The sequence below is a fragment of the Pseudobutyrivibrio sp. MD2005 genome (assembly GCF_000621865.1).
In the GTDB taxonomy this organism is placed as follows: Bacteria; Bacillota; Clostridia; order Lachnospirales; family Lachnospiraceae; genus Pseudobutyrivibrio.
In genome coordinates, this window is record NZ_JHXE01000009.1 from 1 (window position 1) to 14391 (window position 14391).

The following is a 14391-nucleotide window of genomic DNA, read 5'->3' on the forward strand; positions in this document are numbered from 1 at the left end:
CGAAAGGTCTCATGATTGCAACCATACTTTTTCCCTTAGAAACATCGATACCTACTGCGTTCATAAATTTGTCACTCCTTAAGATTATTGCAATGGATAAGTACCAGTTTTACTCATTGCCTATTCTATCTACTGTGGTGTGACACGAACGTACCCAAGGCAGTTCAACCTGCATAAAACGAACGCTGCAAATGAGGAGCTGGTTATCAGTCTATTTAACGGACGCTAAGTCCAAGAAGGAAGGCCGACATACCGATTGCTCCACCATTATACAGCTAAGCAACAAGATGGATAATTCCTTACTGGCTGTAAGGGGTATTAACCATAAATATATTGTAGTAGAAGGTGAGTTATGAACAGAATCAAGGAAGAATTATTAAAAGAACAAGAAAGAATAGCAGCTTTGCTAGCTAAGTCCAATAAAAACATAGTGAAATACAGGAATGTTTCTAATGAACATGTACATTTTTCCTGTAAAAAGAACTATGAGCGATATTACCTTTATAATGAGGAAACGGGCAAAAGAACATATATTAAGCATAACCAATTAGCTTCATATTCCAAGAATATCCAAAGAGATTATGAGCTTGCTGTGAATCGAAGGCTAGCCAAAAAGAGTAAGGCCATTGAAAAAGCTATAAAGTGTCTTGAGGGAATAGAGCTTGCAGATGTCCATAAACTCTATAATGATATGCCAAAAATGAAAAAGGATATAGTTATGCCAATAATAGAGGATGACGAGACTTATATTACAAGATGGAGAATGGAGCATCCGGGAAATCAAAATCCTTACCCGGAAAAAGGGCGTTATCAAACTAATCGTGGAGAATATGTGAGGTCTAAATCAGAAAAGATAATTGCAGATATTCTAGATAAATATGAAGTTCCATATGAGTATGAACCATTACTAACACTAAAAGGAAATCATGATATATACCCAGATTTCGTAGTTCTAAATAAGAGAAATAGAAAGACATATTATTGGGAACATCTTGGCATTGTCTCGGATTTAGATTATGCAACAAACAATTTTAAAAAGTTGCAAGATTATGAGGCGAGTGGGTATCAGATAGCAAGAGATTTAATTATAACAATGGAATCAACAAAAATGCCTTTAAAGGTAGAACATATAGAAGATAAGATAAAGACTATGTTGTTATAGCAGTCAATAATACAAAATGCTATATTAAAGAGAAAGAATACAGATAGGGAGGGGTAATAATGCGTCGACGTGACAGAGAAATAACAGATATAAACCACATTGAAGATATACTTCATAGCTGCAAATACTTGCACTTAGGCATGGCAGATGAGGGGATGCCTTATGTAGTGCCAATGAATTATGGCGTTATTAAAGATGAGAATGATGGTCACTACATAATTTATTTACATGGGGCACATGAAGGAAAGAAGCTTGATATACTAAAGAAGAATCCTAATTGCTGCTTTACATTAGAAAGAAATGTAGAACCGTTTGAAGGAAGATTGGCGTGCCAGTATGGCATGGTATATGAATCTATCATTGGTTATGGACAGGTTTCTATAGTAGATAATTCTGAAGAAAAGATGAAAGCGTTAACAGCGCTGATGCATACTCAGACAGGCAAAGACCATTTTGAGTTTGATGAGAGGATGGTTTCTATCGTAACTGTAATGAGAATAGATGTATCAGAATTAACTGCAAAACAAAGACCACTTCCAGGAAGTGCAGGATAAATAATAGGCGGCGGGGATATCACAAATCCTAGCCGCCTATTTCATCAAGGAAAACTAATTCAGTAATGCTACTATTAAATTAAGATAGGCTGCAAAAGTACACCAAAGCAGATATGGTATGAACATCACAGCGGCTACAATACTTACATGCGTAGATTTGACTATCAAAAGAATAATCATTGCCCATAGCACCAGCAGCCATGCGAATGCAAAATAGTACATTTGTCCATTAAAGAAGAATAATGACCAGGCGAAGTTAAAAGCCAGCTGTACAAAGTAGATAATTAACGCTAGCATACGGCTCTTGCTATCCTCTGCATCAGCTGGCTTTGCCATCATAAGAAAGTAACTGCCAACGCCCATCAGTATATACAGTATTGTCCAAGCGATTGGAAATACTATTGCAGGTGGAGCCAATGCAGGCTGGTTCATTTGCCCGTATTTTAGCATTGAATCGCCTGACAGAGCGGCAGATACAATGCCTACAGCAAGAGGCAAAATGATGAGTGGGATAAGCCTGCTGATTATTTTGTGGCGGATTAGAGCTTGTTCCATAAAAACACCTCCTCAATTAAGGTAAATTGTTGTTATTATCATTAGAACATAGCTATGTAAAAAATAAATAAAAGGCTTGGAAATAATGGAAAATAACCTCGAATTTAAAATTACTTCGATTTACTGATTAAATATGATATAATGTATCCCAAATGCAAACTATAAAGAATGAGGACGAGAATATGAATAATAATTACACAAGAGAAATTGATTTAATTGATTTATTTATTGATTGGTTGGCTCATTGGAAGTCACTTCTAGTATGCGTACTTATTGGAGTTGTACTCGCAGGCGGATATATGTATATGGGCCGCGGTACTACAACAGTAGAGGTTACAGACAAGGATGTTATGGCTACTATTAGCGATGGTGCTACACTAAGCACTCTTACTCCAGAGCAGCTTGCTACACTCACAGTTAAGGATATGGAAAAGAAGTTCCTTTCTGAGAAGGATATCAATGCTGTAGAGGAAGTAATCGCTTTATATGACGAGTATGTAGAAAACATTGAAGTGTATGATGCTCAGAAAGATGAGTTAGAAGTTAAGGATAGAGCAGAAGCATTCAATTACATTGCAAACTCTAAAAATATCGTTGAGGCTAGAAGAGCTTCTCTTACTGCTGATCAGCAGGTTTATTATGATGCAAAGATGGGATTAGACAGAACTGTTGGAGATGCAATAGCAACTAAGAACGATGAATCTAAGACAACAGTTACAACTACAACAGAAGGTGCTTCAAAGAAGAAAGCTGCACTTATTGTAATCCTTGCATTCATCCTTCATTTTATGATTGTTGCTTGTCGTTATATCTTCAATAATAAGATTAAGCACACAGATAATCTTTCAGCTATGGTTAATGTTCCAGAGTACACTCGTATGATTGACTGGAATAAGGTTGATTCAAAGAAGGGCTTAGACAAGCTTGTTAACAGCATTAGATTTGCTAGTACTAGAAAGACTCCACTTTCAGAAGTAGTAGAGATTAATGCATCAGCTACAATCGAAAAGCTTAAGAATAAGAATTACTCTTCGGTAGCACTTGTTGGTACAAATCTTGCAGATGAAAGAGATATGCTTGCTGCACAGATTTCAAAAGCAAATGCTAATGCTACAGTTAAATCTATCGATAGCATTACTCACAGTGTAAATGGTGCAGATGATATTGCAGGTGTTGATGCAGCTATTCTCGCAGTTAAGGTTGCAAGCACTAGATATAATGATTTCTTAGAAGAACTTCAGTCTCTTCGCGATAGAGATGTGGATGTTATCGGAATCGCTATCTTTGAATAAAAAATTGAGGTCATGTTAAATGTTCAAGATTTTAGATAGAATTAAACACTGGCACAAGGTTGCATATTTACTTGTAGTATATGATTTTCTTTCAGTTATTTTTTCGTATTTCCTGGCTCTTTGGCTTAGGTTTGACTGTAGGTTCACACATATCGAGTGGCCTTATTTGGAAAAATACTACGAGATAATTATTCCTTACGCCGTATTTACAGTTTTCATATATTGGTTATTAGGACTATACAGAAGTATTTGGCGTTTTGCCAGCTTTTACGAGCTTAAAAAGATGGTGTATGCTTCAGCTATCACTATTTTTTGTAAGGCAGTCTTCGTTACTTCATTTGTCCATAGAATGCCAATCTCATATTTCGTCTTTGGTATAGGCTTTCAGTTTTTCTTTGGAGTGCTGATTCGTTTCTCTTACAGATTCGTTCTTTTGCTCAGAGAATCAAAGTCTGAAGGCACTACAACTAGCAATGTACTTCTTATTGGCGCTGGCTCAGCAGGAAGAATGATTCTACGTGATGTTAATTTTGTCAATGGTGCTCATGATGCCAAAGTTGTTGCCATTATTGATGATAATGAAAATAAGTGGGGCAGATACATTGACGGCGTAGAGGTCATCGGTGGCCGCGATAAGATATTATTCGCTGTTAAGCAGTATGATATAAAGGAAATATATATTGCTATCGCAAGCCTTACACCTAGTGAAAAGCGTAATATCATCAATATATGTAAGGAAACAGATTGTAAGATAAAGCAGCTTCCAAATATGTATGCTGAAAAGGCTGGTATTATTAGTGCTGGAAATCTTCAGAATATCACTATCGAAGATGTTCTTGGCCGTGATCCAATCAGCCTTCATCAGGAAGATGTTGCTGCGCAGATTAATGGTAAAGTTGTACTTGTTACAGGTGGTGGCGGTTCCATTGGTTCCGAGCTTTGCAGACAGATTGCAAAGTACCATCCAAAGCAGCTTATCATTTTTGATGTCTACGAGAACAACGCTTACGATATCCAGCTTGAGCTTAAAAAGAAGTATCCAGATTTAAATCTTGTTACACTTATCGGTTCAGTTCGTGATGCTCGCAGAATTAATTCAGTTTTTGAAACATATAAGCCAAACATCTGCTATCATGCAGCTGCTCACAAGCATGTGCCTCTAATGGAGGATAGTCCATGTGAAGCAATTAAGAATAATGCTGTGGGTACTTACAAGACAGCTTATGCTGCTATGAAATATGGCTGCGATCGTTTCGTACTTATCAGTACAGATAAGGCTGTTAATCCAACAAATGTTATGGGTGCTACAAAACGTATATGCGAAATGATTATCCAGACATTCGATCATATGGTACGTGCTAATCAGGAGGATAAGCTTCCTGTACTTATCACACATCAGCTTGATTGTGATTATGAAGAGGCTGATAGAGTGCCTGCAGGAAGTGGCCATACAGAATATGTTGCCGTTCGATTTGGTAATGTATTAGGTTCAAACGGTTCTGTTGTTCCACTATTTAAGAAGCAGATTGCGGAAGGGGGCCCAGTCACTCTTACACACAAGGATATCATTAGATATTTCATGACAATCCCAGAGGCAGTAAGCCTTGTGCTTAAAGCTGGTGCTAATGCATCTGGTGGAGAGATTTTTGTACTTGATATGGGTGAGCCAGTAAAAATCCTTGATTTGGCTCGCAATATGATTGAGCTTGCAGGTCTTCGTCCTGATGTTGATATCGAGATTGAATATATTGGCCTTCGCCCAGGCGAGAAGCTTTACGAAGAAAAGCTTATGAGCGAAGAAGGTCTTAAGGAAACAGAGAATCATTTGATTCATGTTGCAGAGCCAATCAAGTTTGACTCAAATGAATTTATTAATAATCTTAGCAATTTGATGAACCTTGCGTACAGCAACATGGCTCCAGAAACAGTGCAAAAGATTAGAGAGACAGTTCCTACATTTAAAGGATAAATTGAAAGGTTATAGAAGGAGTTTATTTAATAATGAACTGCGAATTATTTAAAGATAAAACACTTATGATTACAGGTGGTACAGGTTCTTTTGGGAGCACTGTGCTAAAGCATTTTTTAGATTCTGATTTGAAAGAAATCAGAATCTTCTCACGTGATGAGAAAAAGCAGGATGACATGAGACATCAGCTTCAGGCTGAGCATCCTGATCTTGCTGGAAAGGTAAAGTTTTACATTGGCGATGTTAGAAATATGCGTTCTGTTCAGGATGCTATGCCAGGTGTAGATTTCATCTTCCACGCAGCTGCTTTAAAGCAGGTGCCATCATGCGAATTCTTCCCAATGGAGGCAGTTCGCACAAATGTAGAAGGTACAGACAATGTACTTCATGCTGCTGTTGATGCAGGGGTTCAGCGTGTAGTTTGCCTTTCTACTGACAAGGCTGCTTACCCAATCAACGCAATGGGAATCAGCAAGGCTATGATGGAAAAGGTCATCGGTGCTAATGCTCGTGTGGCAGCAGGCAAGACTACTATCTGCTGTACACGTTATGGTAATGTTATGTGTTCTCGTGGTTCAGTTATTCCACTTTTTATCGACCAGATTAAAGCAGGCAACCCAATCACAATAACAGATCCAAACATGACTCGTTTCCTTATGAATCTTGATGAGGCAGTTGCCCTTGTTATGTTTGCATTCGAGCACGGCGAGCCAGGTGATTTGTTCGTTCAGAAGTCTGATGCTTCTACAATCGGAGATTTGGCAAAGGCTGTTCAGCAGCTCTTTGGTGACACAGGCACAAAGATCATCGGTACTCGCCACGGCGAGAAGCTTTACGAAACACTTATGACAAACGAAGAGTGCGTTCGTTCTATAGATATGGGCGATTACTATCGCGTACTTCCCGATGGACGTGACCTTAACTATGATAAGTTCTTTGTAGATGGTCAGGTTCACACAATGGCTTCTGATGCTTACACATCACACAACACAAAGCGTCTTGATGTACAGGGCACAGTTGATAAGATTATGACTACTGATTATGTTAGAGAAATGCTTGCTAATTGGGACATGACCCAAAAGGCATAATTGCGGCAGCAATTAACTTTTGTGGTCTAGTAAGCGAAGCTTACATTAATGAGTGGAATAGGAGATTGATTTGAAAGTACTAATTACAGGCGCAGCCGGATTTGTTGGAAAGAATCTGGTAGAGACTCTTAAATGTGCTGCAGATGGCAGAGATAAATTTCACGGCATAGATGATGAGATAATTATCTATGAGTATGACAAGGATTCTACTTTAGAGGAGCTTGATAAATATTGTAGTGATTGCGATTTTGTTTTCAATCTTGCAGGTGTTAATCGTCCAAAGGATACTTCTGAATTTATGGAAGGCAATTTTGGATTTGCTAGCACACTTCTTGACACACTCAAGAAGCATGGCAACACTTGCCCTGTTATGCTTTCATCATCAATCCAGGCCACACTTTTAGGCAGATATGCAGGCAGTGATTACGGTAAAAGCAAGCTTGCTGGCGAGGAGCTTTTCTTTAAGTATAGCGAGGAGACAGGTGCAAAGGTGCTTGTTTATCGATTCCCTAATCTTTTTGGAAAATGGTGCAGACCAAACTACAATTCTGCAGTGGCTACATTCTGTAATAATAAAGCCAATGGCTTAGACATCACAGTCAACGACCCTAGCACAGAGCTAGAGCTTGTTTACATAGATGATTTAGTTAACGAAATGGTAGATGCTCTTCGTGGAGACGAGCATCACTGTGATTTTGATGAGGAGGGTCAGGCAGTGCCGGATACTACCGGTAAGTACTGTTATGTTCCAGTATCTCATCACGTCACGTTAGGTGAGATAGTAGAGCTACTTGATAGCTTTGTGGCTCAGCCAGACACACTTATGATGCCAGCCATTCCAAATGGCAGCTTTGAGAAAAAGCTTTACAGCACATATCTTAGCTACCTTCCAAAGGAAAAGGCAGTATTTGATTTAAAGATGAATGTTGATAACAGAGGCTCATTTACAGAGCTTCTTAAGACCGCTGACCACGGTCAGTTTTCAGTAAATATCAGTAAGCCTGGTATCACAAAGGGACAGCATTGGCACCACACTAAGTGGGAGTTTTTTATTGTTGTCTCAGGCCACGGCCTTATTCAGCAGCGTCGCGTTGGCTTAGATGAAAATGGTCAGCCTTATCCAGTTATCGAATTCGAAGTTACTGGAGAAAAGATTCAGGCTATCCACATGTTGCCAGGCTACACTCACAACATTATCAACCTATCTGATTCCGAGAATCTCGTAACCCTTATGTGGGCCAACGAATTGCTCGAGGCCGATAGACCAGATACATATTTTGAAGAAGTTTAAAAGGCGTCTCCCTATGGGAGAAGCTGTCACCGAAGGTGACTGATGAGGGTTAAAAATGTTTAAAAATAACGGAAAACTAAAACTTTTAATTATAGTCGGCACACGCCCAGAGATTATCCGTCTTGCAGCGGTAATTAAGAAGTGCCGCAAGTACTTCGACTGTGTACTTGCCCACACAGGCCAGAACTATGATTACAATCTTAACGGCGTGTTTTTCAAGGATCTCAAGCTTGATGATCCTGACGTATATATGGAAGCTGTAGGTGACAATCTAGGTCAGACAGTAGGAAACATCATTGCAAGAAGCTACGAGCTTATGGTGGAGATTCAGCCAGATGCTCTTTTGATTCTTGGGGATACAAACAGCTGTCTTTCAGCTATTGCGGCTAAGCGTCTTCATATTCCAATCTTCCACATGGAAGCTGGAAACAGATGTAAGGACGAGTGCCTTCCAGAGGAGACTAATCGCCGTATCGTAGATATCATTTCAGATGTTAACATGGCATACTCTGAGCATGCTCGCAGATACCTTGCAGAGTGCGGTCTTCCAAAGGAGCGTACATATGTGACTGGTTCTCCTATGGCAGAAGTACTTCATGAGAATCTTGAAGCTATCGAGGCTTCAGATGTTCTTGAAAAGCTTGGTCTTGAGCCAAAGAAATACATTCTTCTTTCAGCTCATCGCGAGGAGAACATCGACACAGAAAAGAATTTCACATCTCTTTTCACCGCTATCAACAAGCTTGCAGAAAAGTACGATATGCCAATTCTTTACAGCTGTCATCCACGTTCACGCAAGCGCCTTGAAGCTACAGGCTTTAAGCTTGATCCACGTGTGCGCATGCATGAGCCACTTGGTTTCCACGATTACAATCATTTACAGATGAATGCCTTTGCTGTAGTTTCTGATTCAGGTACACTTCCTGAGGAATCAAGCTTCTTTACAAGCATTGGTCATCCATTCCCTGCAGTGTGCATCCGCACATCTACAGAGCGTCCAGAAGCACTTGATAAAGCTTGCTTTATCCTTGCAGGAATCGATGAGCATTCACTTTTACAGGCAGTTACAACAGCTATCGATATGAACGAAGAGGGAGATTACGGTATCCCTGTTCCAGATTATATAGAGGAAAATGTATCTACAAAGGTAGTAAAGATTATCCAAAGCTATACTGGCGTAGTTGATCGAATGGTATGGCGAAAGTATTAATAAAATTGGAGCTTCTATGAAAATATTACATATTTTAAGTTCACAAATATTTTCCGGCGCTGAAAATGTAGTATGCCAAATCATCGGCATGTTCAAAAATGACGATGATATCGAAATGGCATACTGCAGCCCAGAGGGCGGCATTAGGGTGGCCTTGGAACAGCGAGGCATCAAATACATCCCTATAGAGCAGATGAGTGTCAGTGAATTGGAAAGAGCAATTGAAGTGTACCAGCCAGATATTATCCATGCTCACGATATGCGAGCTGGATTTTTTGCTGCTAGGGCATGTAAAAATATTCCTCTTATTTCCCATATTCATAACAACGCTTTTGATTCAAGAGGGATTTCCCTCAAATCAATTGCTTACCTTTATGCGGCAAAAAAAGCAAAGAATATAATATGGGTTTCTGACAGTGCTTATAATGGATATAAATTCCATAGTCATTTTAAAGATAAGAGCGTTGTCCTGTACAACGTGCTTGATTCAGAGGAAATGAGAAAGCGTATGGCTACAGATACTAAAGCCTACGATTTCGACATTATTTTCATTGGTAGAATGACATTCCCTAAGCATATACAAAGGCTTCTTGCTATACTTCGTATAGCCTGTGATAAAAAGCCGGATATCAAAATCGGTATCGTAGGAAATGGAGAGGAGGAGCAGGAGATTAAGGCGTTGTGCACATCTCTTAAGCTAGATGACAATGTCACATTCATGGGCTTCCAATCCAACCCATCCAAGATGCTCCATGACAGCAAAATCATGGTGATGACATCCCGCTGGGAGGGTACACCTATGGTTGCTCTGGAAGCTATTGCACTTGGCGTTCCAATCGTAAGCACACCTACAGACGGCTTGAAATATTTGGTTAAAAATGGAGTGAACGGATTCCTTTCAGACGATGATGAGGAATATGCAGATATATTGATTAAGGTTTTAACAGATGATGAATTGCGTGAAAAACTTCGTCAAGGTCAGCTTGCCCGTTCTGAAGAAGTAAACAATGTTGAAAAGTACAAAGCTACACTTCGTAGTTTGTATACAAAGTAGCAGAGGAGTTATTTATGAAAGACAAAATTAAATGGTTTGTGTTCTTGCATATAATCATTCTTATGATTTCATGCAGTAGTATTTCTTCAAAGATGGCGGCCTTAAACATGCCATCAATAAAAGGATTAATGTTCTACAGCATTACTGTATTTATCCTTGGTGTTTACGCTATTGCATGGCAGCAGGTTATCAAACATCTTCCACTTATCACAGCATATGCTAATAAGGCTGTCACTACTATCTGGGGTCTGATTTGGGGATACTTCTTATTCCATGAGAAGATTACACCTCTTAAATTAATCGGCGCAGCTGTAGTAATCTTTGGTGTTTACTTGGTTGTAAGCGGTGATGAGACTACTGACGAGAATCAGGAATTTTTAGAGAAGGGAGCTGATAACAATGATTAAATTTGCACTTATTATGCTTACTGGTACATTCATTGCATCAGTTTCTCAGATTGTTTTAAAGAAGGCTGCTGAAAAGGAATACCCAAGCAAGATTGCAGAGTATCTTAACCCTATGGTTATGGGAGCTTATGTATTTTTCTTTGGCGCATCGCTTTGTTCAATGCTTGGTTACAGAGCGGTTCCACTTTCTATCGGCCCAATCCTTGAAGCTACAGGCTACATTTGGGTAGCCATCCTTGGAAAGATTTTCCTTGGAGAGAAAATTAGTAAGAAAAAAGGTTTAGGATTGGTTGTAATTATTGCAGGAATTATCATCGCCAGCCTTGGAGCTAGATAAATACCAATTTATGGTTAGATTTCACATTAAAGACTTATATTTGTGATAGGATGACTTTGTTTCATCCACTAAAACAGATTAAGGAGTGTGAGTTATGCAAATTCTAAAGAAAATTGCAAGCGTTTTTGTTGCTCTTATGTTGGTAGCAACTACATTTGTGATGATCCCTACAACCACAGTTGAGGCTGCAAATGGTGTAGCTATCGGAGGAGTTCTGATCGATGGAGGCAATGTTGTAGTTGCCACTTCTGGAGTAGCTTCTTCAGATGATGGTCTTTATCATTTGGTTGCATCAGATGTTTATCAGAATGCACCAGTAGGTGCTGATGTGGCGCAGGTGCCTGCAGCATCCGGCGCATCTTTTTCAGTTCCTCTTGCAAAAGGTACTGAGGCTTCAATGCTTTACAAGAAATTTACTGTTTGCGTAATGAAGTCTGGTTCACTTTCACCAGTTTCAAACAGTATGTTTATCACCAATCCTGAGGCTTGCGCAGGCCGTTCTGCTGCGCGAGTAGAAAACGGCAAGAAGGGCCTTATGGCAGATGCCAGCTCAGCCAACATGGGTATGCGTAGCATGGCTACACTTGGCGCAAAGCAGTCTACTGTTACCTTAGAGCTTTCAAAGATTTCTCATGGTAGTGGCACACCTTACGTATATAATGGCAAGACATACAATTTCAACACAGGATACATTTCAGCATACGATAATTACATCGGCAGATTGAATTCACAGGGAGTGCAGGTTTCAGTCGTACTTGTCTGCGATGCAGCTGCACAGGCTGAATTCATCAATCCACTTGCATACGACGGTCTTGGTGCTCACACATACTACGGCCTCAATGCAACAAATGCTGAAGGTGCAGAAACACTTGCAGCTGTAGGTTCGTTCCTTGCAGCTCGTTGGAGCTATTTCCCATACTTCGGTATGAATGCTCACGTTGATAACTTCATCATCGGTAACGAGGTAAATGCTTGGAGACAGTGGAACTATATGAACGCAGGTAGTGTTGAGTCTTACGCTAATCAGTATGCGGCAGCATTCCGTGTTCTTTACAACGCAATCAAATCTGAAAACGGCAATGCTTTAGTTTACACTTGTACAGATCACCAGTGGGGCTTCAGCCAGGGCGGTGTTTACGGTGCAAGATCATTCCTTACAGCATTTAATAATAAAATCAGAAGCCAGGGTAATATTGATTGGAGACTTGCTTTCCATGCATACAATTATCCACTTACTTCTGCTGTTGCCTGGGCTCCAAATGGCAATGTTCAAAGAAGCCAGGCTACAAAGTTCGTTTCAGTTTACAATATAGATGTGGTTACAGATTTCCTTAGCCAGCCAGATTTCATCTCACCTACAGGTGCAGTTAGAAGTGTGAAGCTTTCAGAGCAAGGTTACACATCAATGTCTGGTGAAGATCAGCAGGCAGCAGCTATCGTATTTGCGATATTGGTTGCAAACAACAATAGCCACATCGATGGAATCATCCTATCCCGTGAAAAGGACGATCCTGTTATCGAAATGCCACAGGGCTTAGCAAACGGGCTGCTTGATACAAGCAACCACAGCAAGATGGCATACTCATTCTATCAGAATGCTGAAAGCCCAGATATCATTGCACAGGCTAGCGCAATCGCTGGAGTTGATTTCAATTCAATTTTGGCACCTAGATAATAGTGTGATATAATAATAAGCGTCAGAGTGAATCTCTGACGCTTATTTAATACACAAAAAAGGACAATTATGGCTAAGAAGATTTCAATAGTAGTATCAGTTTATAACGAGGAAGAAGGATTAAAACAGTTTTATGAACACACACATCCTATCTTACAGCAGGCCACAGCTAAGGCAGGCTGGGATTATGAGCTGATTTTTGTAAACGATGGAAGTTTAGATAACAGTTTAGATTTACTTAGAGGTTTCGCAGCAAAGGACCCTAAGGTGGTAGTTGTTAATTTTGCTGCCAACAGAGGCCACGAGGCTGCTATGATAGCAGGAATCGATGTGGCTACAGGCGATGGCATTGTCTGCATGGATGCAGATTTGCAGCATCCACCAGAAGTTATCCCTGATATTATTGCGAAGTTTGATGAAGGCTATGATGTTGTTTCGATGGTTCGCACCGCTCGCGAGGACGCAGGCTTATTCAAGAAGATTACATCTGCGGCATTTTACAAAGTGATGAATCATATGTCAAAGGCTAATTTTGAGAATAATTCATCGGATTTCTTTGGCCTTTCACGCAGGGTGGCTCTTGTGCTTCGCAAGGATTACAGGGAGCGCGTTCGATTCCTTAGAGGCTATGTTCAAAATGTAGGCTTTAAGAAGACTACCCTTGAGTTCAAGGCCAGCGCCAGAGTAGCAGGTCAGAGCAATTACAACCTTAAAGCTTTAGTTAAGCTTTCGCTTAATGCCATTTGTAATTTTTCAGATGCACCACTTAAGATGGGGATATACGCAGGGCTAATGTCACTGGCCTTCTCATTTATCCTTATCGTATATTCGATAGTTCAGTTCTTCCTTGGCAATGCGCCATCGGGATACTCAACCATCGTAGTTCTTATCAGTTTCATGTTTGGCGTGTTATTTATCATTCTTGGATTTATTTCAGAATATTTGGCAATCATTTTTGCTGAAGTCAAGAATCGACCTATATATATCATCGACAGTATCATCACAAAGGATGGGGAAGAGAGGCAATAACCATGAAAAGCATTGCTATTATGGGGGCCAGCGGCCATTGCAAGGTCGTTGCTGAAATCGCTTTGGAAAACGGATACGACAATATCGTTTTTGTGGATTTGAATCCTACCATTGATATGCTTGGTGAATATCCAGTGGCTGATGAAGACACCGATTTGGAAAACTTCATCAATGAAAAATACGATTTCATCGTAGGCATCGGAGATGCCAAAATCCGCCGCAAGGTTCAGGAAAAGCTCTTATCAAAAGGCGCAAATGTAGTCACACTTATTCATCCTGCAGCCGCCATCGCATATGACGTAAGCATAGGCACTGGCACTGTAATCATGGCTGGGGCTGTAGTAAATCCTGGCACCAAAATTGGAGATGGCTGCATCATCAACACATGCGCATCTGTGGACCACGACAACACCATCGGAGACTATGTCCACATTTCTGTAGGCAGTCACACTGCCGGCACTGTTGCCATGGGAGACAACTGTTGGCTTGGCATCGGCGCTGTTGTCAGCAACAATCTTTCCATCTGCGCAGACTGCACCATCGGAGCCGGCGCCGTAGTCGTAAAAAACATCATAAAGCCTGGTACCTACATCGGAGTGCCAGCTCGTAAGATAGACTAGTTGCCAGGCAACATCTTCTTTCGGGAAATATTGGTCTAAGTACACAACCCACTCACAAAAGAAAGGCAGTAATTCTGGAGATTTCCATATAATTGCTGCCTTTTCATTTATGCATGGGGGGATTCAACAAAGCAACTACTTGTCAAAT

14 protein-coding genes are annotated in these 14391 nt (G+C 40.3%); 13 read left to right on the plus strand and 1 reads right to left on the minus strand.

What is annotated here, in order from left to right:
- Positions 1-352: 352 nt before the first annotated feature.
- Both T498_RS16085 and T498_RS0102905 read left to right on the plus strand, forming a co-directional pair.
- Positions 353-1162: a hypothetical protein gene (locus T498_RS16085; RefSeq protein WP_051524553.1), complete on the plus strand. Its 810-nt coding sequence runs from the start codon at positions 353-355 to the stop codon at positions 1160-1162.
- Between the two features lie 59 nt (positions 1163-1221).
- On the plus strand, positions 1222-1716 hold the full coding sequence (locus T498_RS0102905) for a pyridoxamine 5'-phosphate oxidase family protein (RefSeq protein ID WP_028234624.1): 495 nt from the start codon (positions 1222-1224) through the stop codon (positions 1714-1716).
- Between the two features lie 54 nt (positions 1717-1770).
- On the opposite strand, the gene T498_RS0102910 is transcribed toward T498_RS0102905, so the two are convergent.
- The gene (locus tag T498_RS0102910) at positions 1771-2271 is read right to left on the minus strand and encodes a TspO/MBR family protein (protein ID WP_036977710.1); all 501 of its coding nucleotides are present in this window, start codon (positions 2269-2271) and stop codon (positions 1771-1773) included.
- A gap of 182 nt (positions 2272-2453) precedes the next feature.
- Here T498_RS0102910 and T498_RS0102915 point away from each other — a divergent pair, with 182 nt between their 5' ends.
- The 11 genes from T498_RS0102915 to T498_RS0102965 all read left to right on the plus strand — a co-directional run bounded on the left by T498_RS0102915 (position 2454) and on the right by T498_RS0102965 (position 14243).
- The gene (locus T498_RS0102915; protein ID WP_028234626.1) at positions 2454-3563 is read left to right on the plus strand and encodes a hypothetical protein; all 1110 of its coding nucleotides are present in this window, start codon (positions 2454-2456) and stop codon (positions 3561-3563) included.
- A 19-nt stretch (positions 3564-3582) separates the two neighbouring features.
- Positions 3583-5532, plus strand: coding sequence for a polysaccharide biosynthesis protein (locus tag T498_RS0102920; protein ID WP_028234627.1), 1950 nt, complete (start codon positions 3583-3585; stop codon positions 5530-5532).
- A 32-nt stretch (positions 5533-5564) separates the two neighbouring features.
- Positions 5565-6620 carry a polysaccharide biosynthesis protein gene (locus T498_RS0102925; protein ID WP_028234628.1) on the plus strand — a complete coding sequence of 352 codons (1056 nt, stop codon included), beginning with the start codon at positions 5565-5567 and terminating at the stop codon, positions 6618-6620.
- A 70-nt stretch (positions 6621-6690) separates the two neighbouring features.
- Positions 6691-7911 (plus strand): polysaccharide biosynthesis C-terminal domain-containing protein, encoded by a 1221-nt coding sequence (locus tag T498_RS0102930; RefSeq protein WP_028234629.1) that lies wholly within the window; start codon positions 6691-6693, stop codon positions 7909-7911.
- A 55-nt stretch (positions 7912-7966) separates the two neighbouring features.
- Positions 7967-9121, plus strand: a complete 1155-nt coding sequence (wecB, locus tag T498_RS0102935; RefSeq protein ID WP_028234630.1) for a non-hydrolyzing UDP-N-acetylglucosamine 2-epimerase — start codon at positions 7967-7969, stop codon at positions 9119-9121.
- A gap of 16 nt (positions 9122-9137) precedes the next feature.
- On the plus strand, positions 9138-10175 hold the full coding sequence (locus tag T498_RS0102940) for a glycosyltransferase (RefSeq protein WP_028234631.1): 1038 nt from the start codon (positions 9138-9140) through the stop codon (positions 10173-10175).
- A gap of 14 nt (positions 10176-10189) precedes the next feature.
- Positions 10190-10582: a DMT family transporter gene (locus tag T498_RS14655; protein ID WP_036977711.1), complete on the plus strand. Its 393-nt coding sequence runs from the start codon at positions 10190-10192 to the stop codon at positions 10580-10582.
- Positions 10575-10919: an EamA family transporter gene (locus T498_RS0102950; RefSeq protein WP_036977713.1), complete on the plus strand. Its 345-nt coding sequence runs from the start codon at positions 10575-10577 to the stop codon at positions 10917-10919. The genes T498_RS14655 and T498_RS0102950 overlap by 8 nt, the downstream gene beginning before the upstream one ends.
- Positions 10920-11013: 94 nt before the next feature.
- Positions 11014-12594 carry a DUF5722 domain-containing protein gene (locus T498_RS0102955; RefSeq protein WP_028234633.1) on the plus strand — a complete coding sequence of 527 codons (1581 nt, stop codon included), beginning with the start codon at positions 11014-11016 and terminating at the stop codon, positions 12592-12594.
- 69 nt (positions 12595-12663) lie between these two features.
- Entirely contained in the window at positions 12664-13623 is a 960-nt protein-coding gene (locus tag T498_RS0102960; RefSeq protein ID WP_028234634.1) for a glycosyltransferase family 2 protein, read from the plus strand.
- A gap of 2 nt (positions 13624-13625) precedes the next feature.
- Entirely contained in the window at positions 13626-14243 is a 618-nt protein-coding gene (locus tag T498_RS0102965) for an acetyltransferase (RefSeq protein ID WP_028234635.1), read from the plus strand.
- The last annotated feature ends 148 nt before the right edge of the window (positions 14244-14391 follow it).

Excerpts from the sequence above, each read along its gene's own strand:
- wecB (WP_028234630.1), top strand. The coding sequence starts at position 7,967 with ATGTTTAAAAATAACGGAAAACTAAAACTTTTAATTATAGTCGGCACA.
- T498_RS0102925 (WP_028234628.1), top strand. The coding sequence starts at position 5,565 with ATGAACTGCGAATTATTTAAAGATAAAACACTTATGATTACAGGTGGT.
- T498_RS0102960 (WP_028234634.1), top strand. The coding sequence starts at position 12,664 with ATGGCTAAGAAGATTTCAATAGTAGTATCAGTTTATAACGAGGAAGAA.
- T498_RS14655 (WP_036977711.1), top strand. The coding sequence starts at position 10,190 with ATGAAAGACAAAATTAAATGGTTTGTGTTCTTGCATATAATCATTCTT.
- T498_RS0102940 (WP_028234631.1), top strand. The coding sequence starts at position 9,138 with ATGAAAATATTACATATTTTAAGTTCACAAATATTTTCCGGCGCTGAA.
- T498_RS0102955 (WP_028234633.1), top strand. The coding sequence starts at position 11,014 with ATGCAAATTCTAAAGAAAATTGCAAGCGTTTTTGTTGCTCTTATGTTG.
- T498_RS0102950 (WP_036977713.1), top strand. The coding sequence starts at position 10,575 with ATGATTAAATTTGCACTTATTATGCTTACTGGTACATTCATTGCATCA.
- T498_RS0102910 (WP_036977710.1), bottom strand. The coding sequence starts at position 2,271 with ATGGAACAAGCTCTAATCCGCCACAAAATAATCAGCAGGCTTATCCCA.
- T498_RS0102915 (WP_028234626.1), top strand. The coding sequence starts at position 2,454 with ATGAATAATAATTACACAAGAGAAATTGATTTAATTGATTTATTTATT.
- T498_RS16085 (WP_051524553.1), top strand. The coding sequence starts at position 353 with ATGAACAGAATCAAGGAAGAATTATTAAAAGAACAAGAAAGAATAGCA.
- T498_RS0102920 (WP_028234627.1), top strand. The coding sequence starts at position 3,583 with ATGTTCAAGATTTTAGATAGAATTAAACACTGGCACAAGGTTGCATAT.
- T498_RS0102965 (WP_028234635.1), top strand. The coding sequence starts at position 13,626 with ATGAAAAGCATTGCTATTATGGGGGCCAGCGGCCATTGCAAGGTCGTT.
- T498_RS0102905 (WP_028234624.1), top strand. The coding sequence starts at position 1,222 with ATGCGTCGACGTGACAGAGAAATAACAGATATAAACCACATTGAAGAT.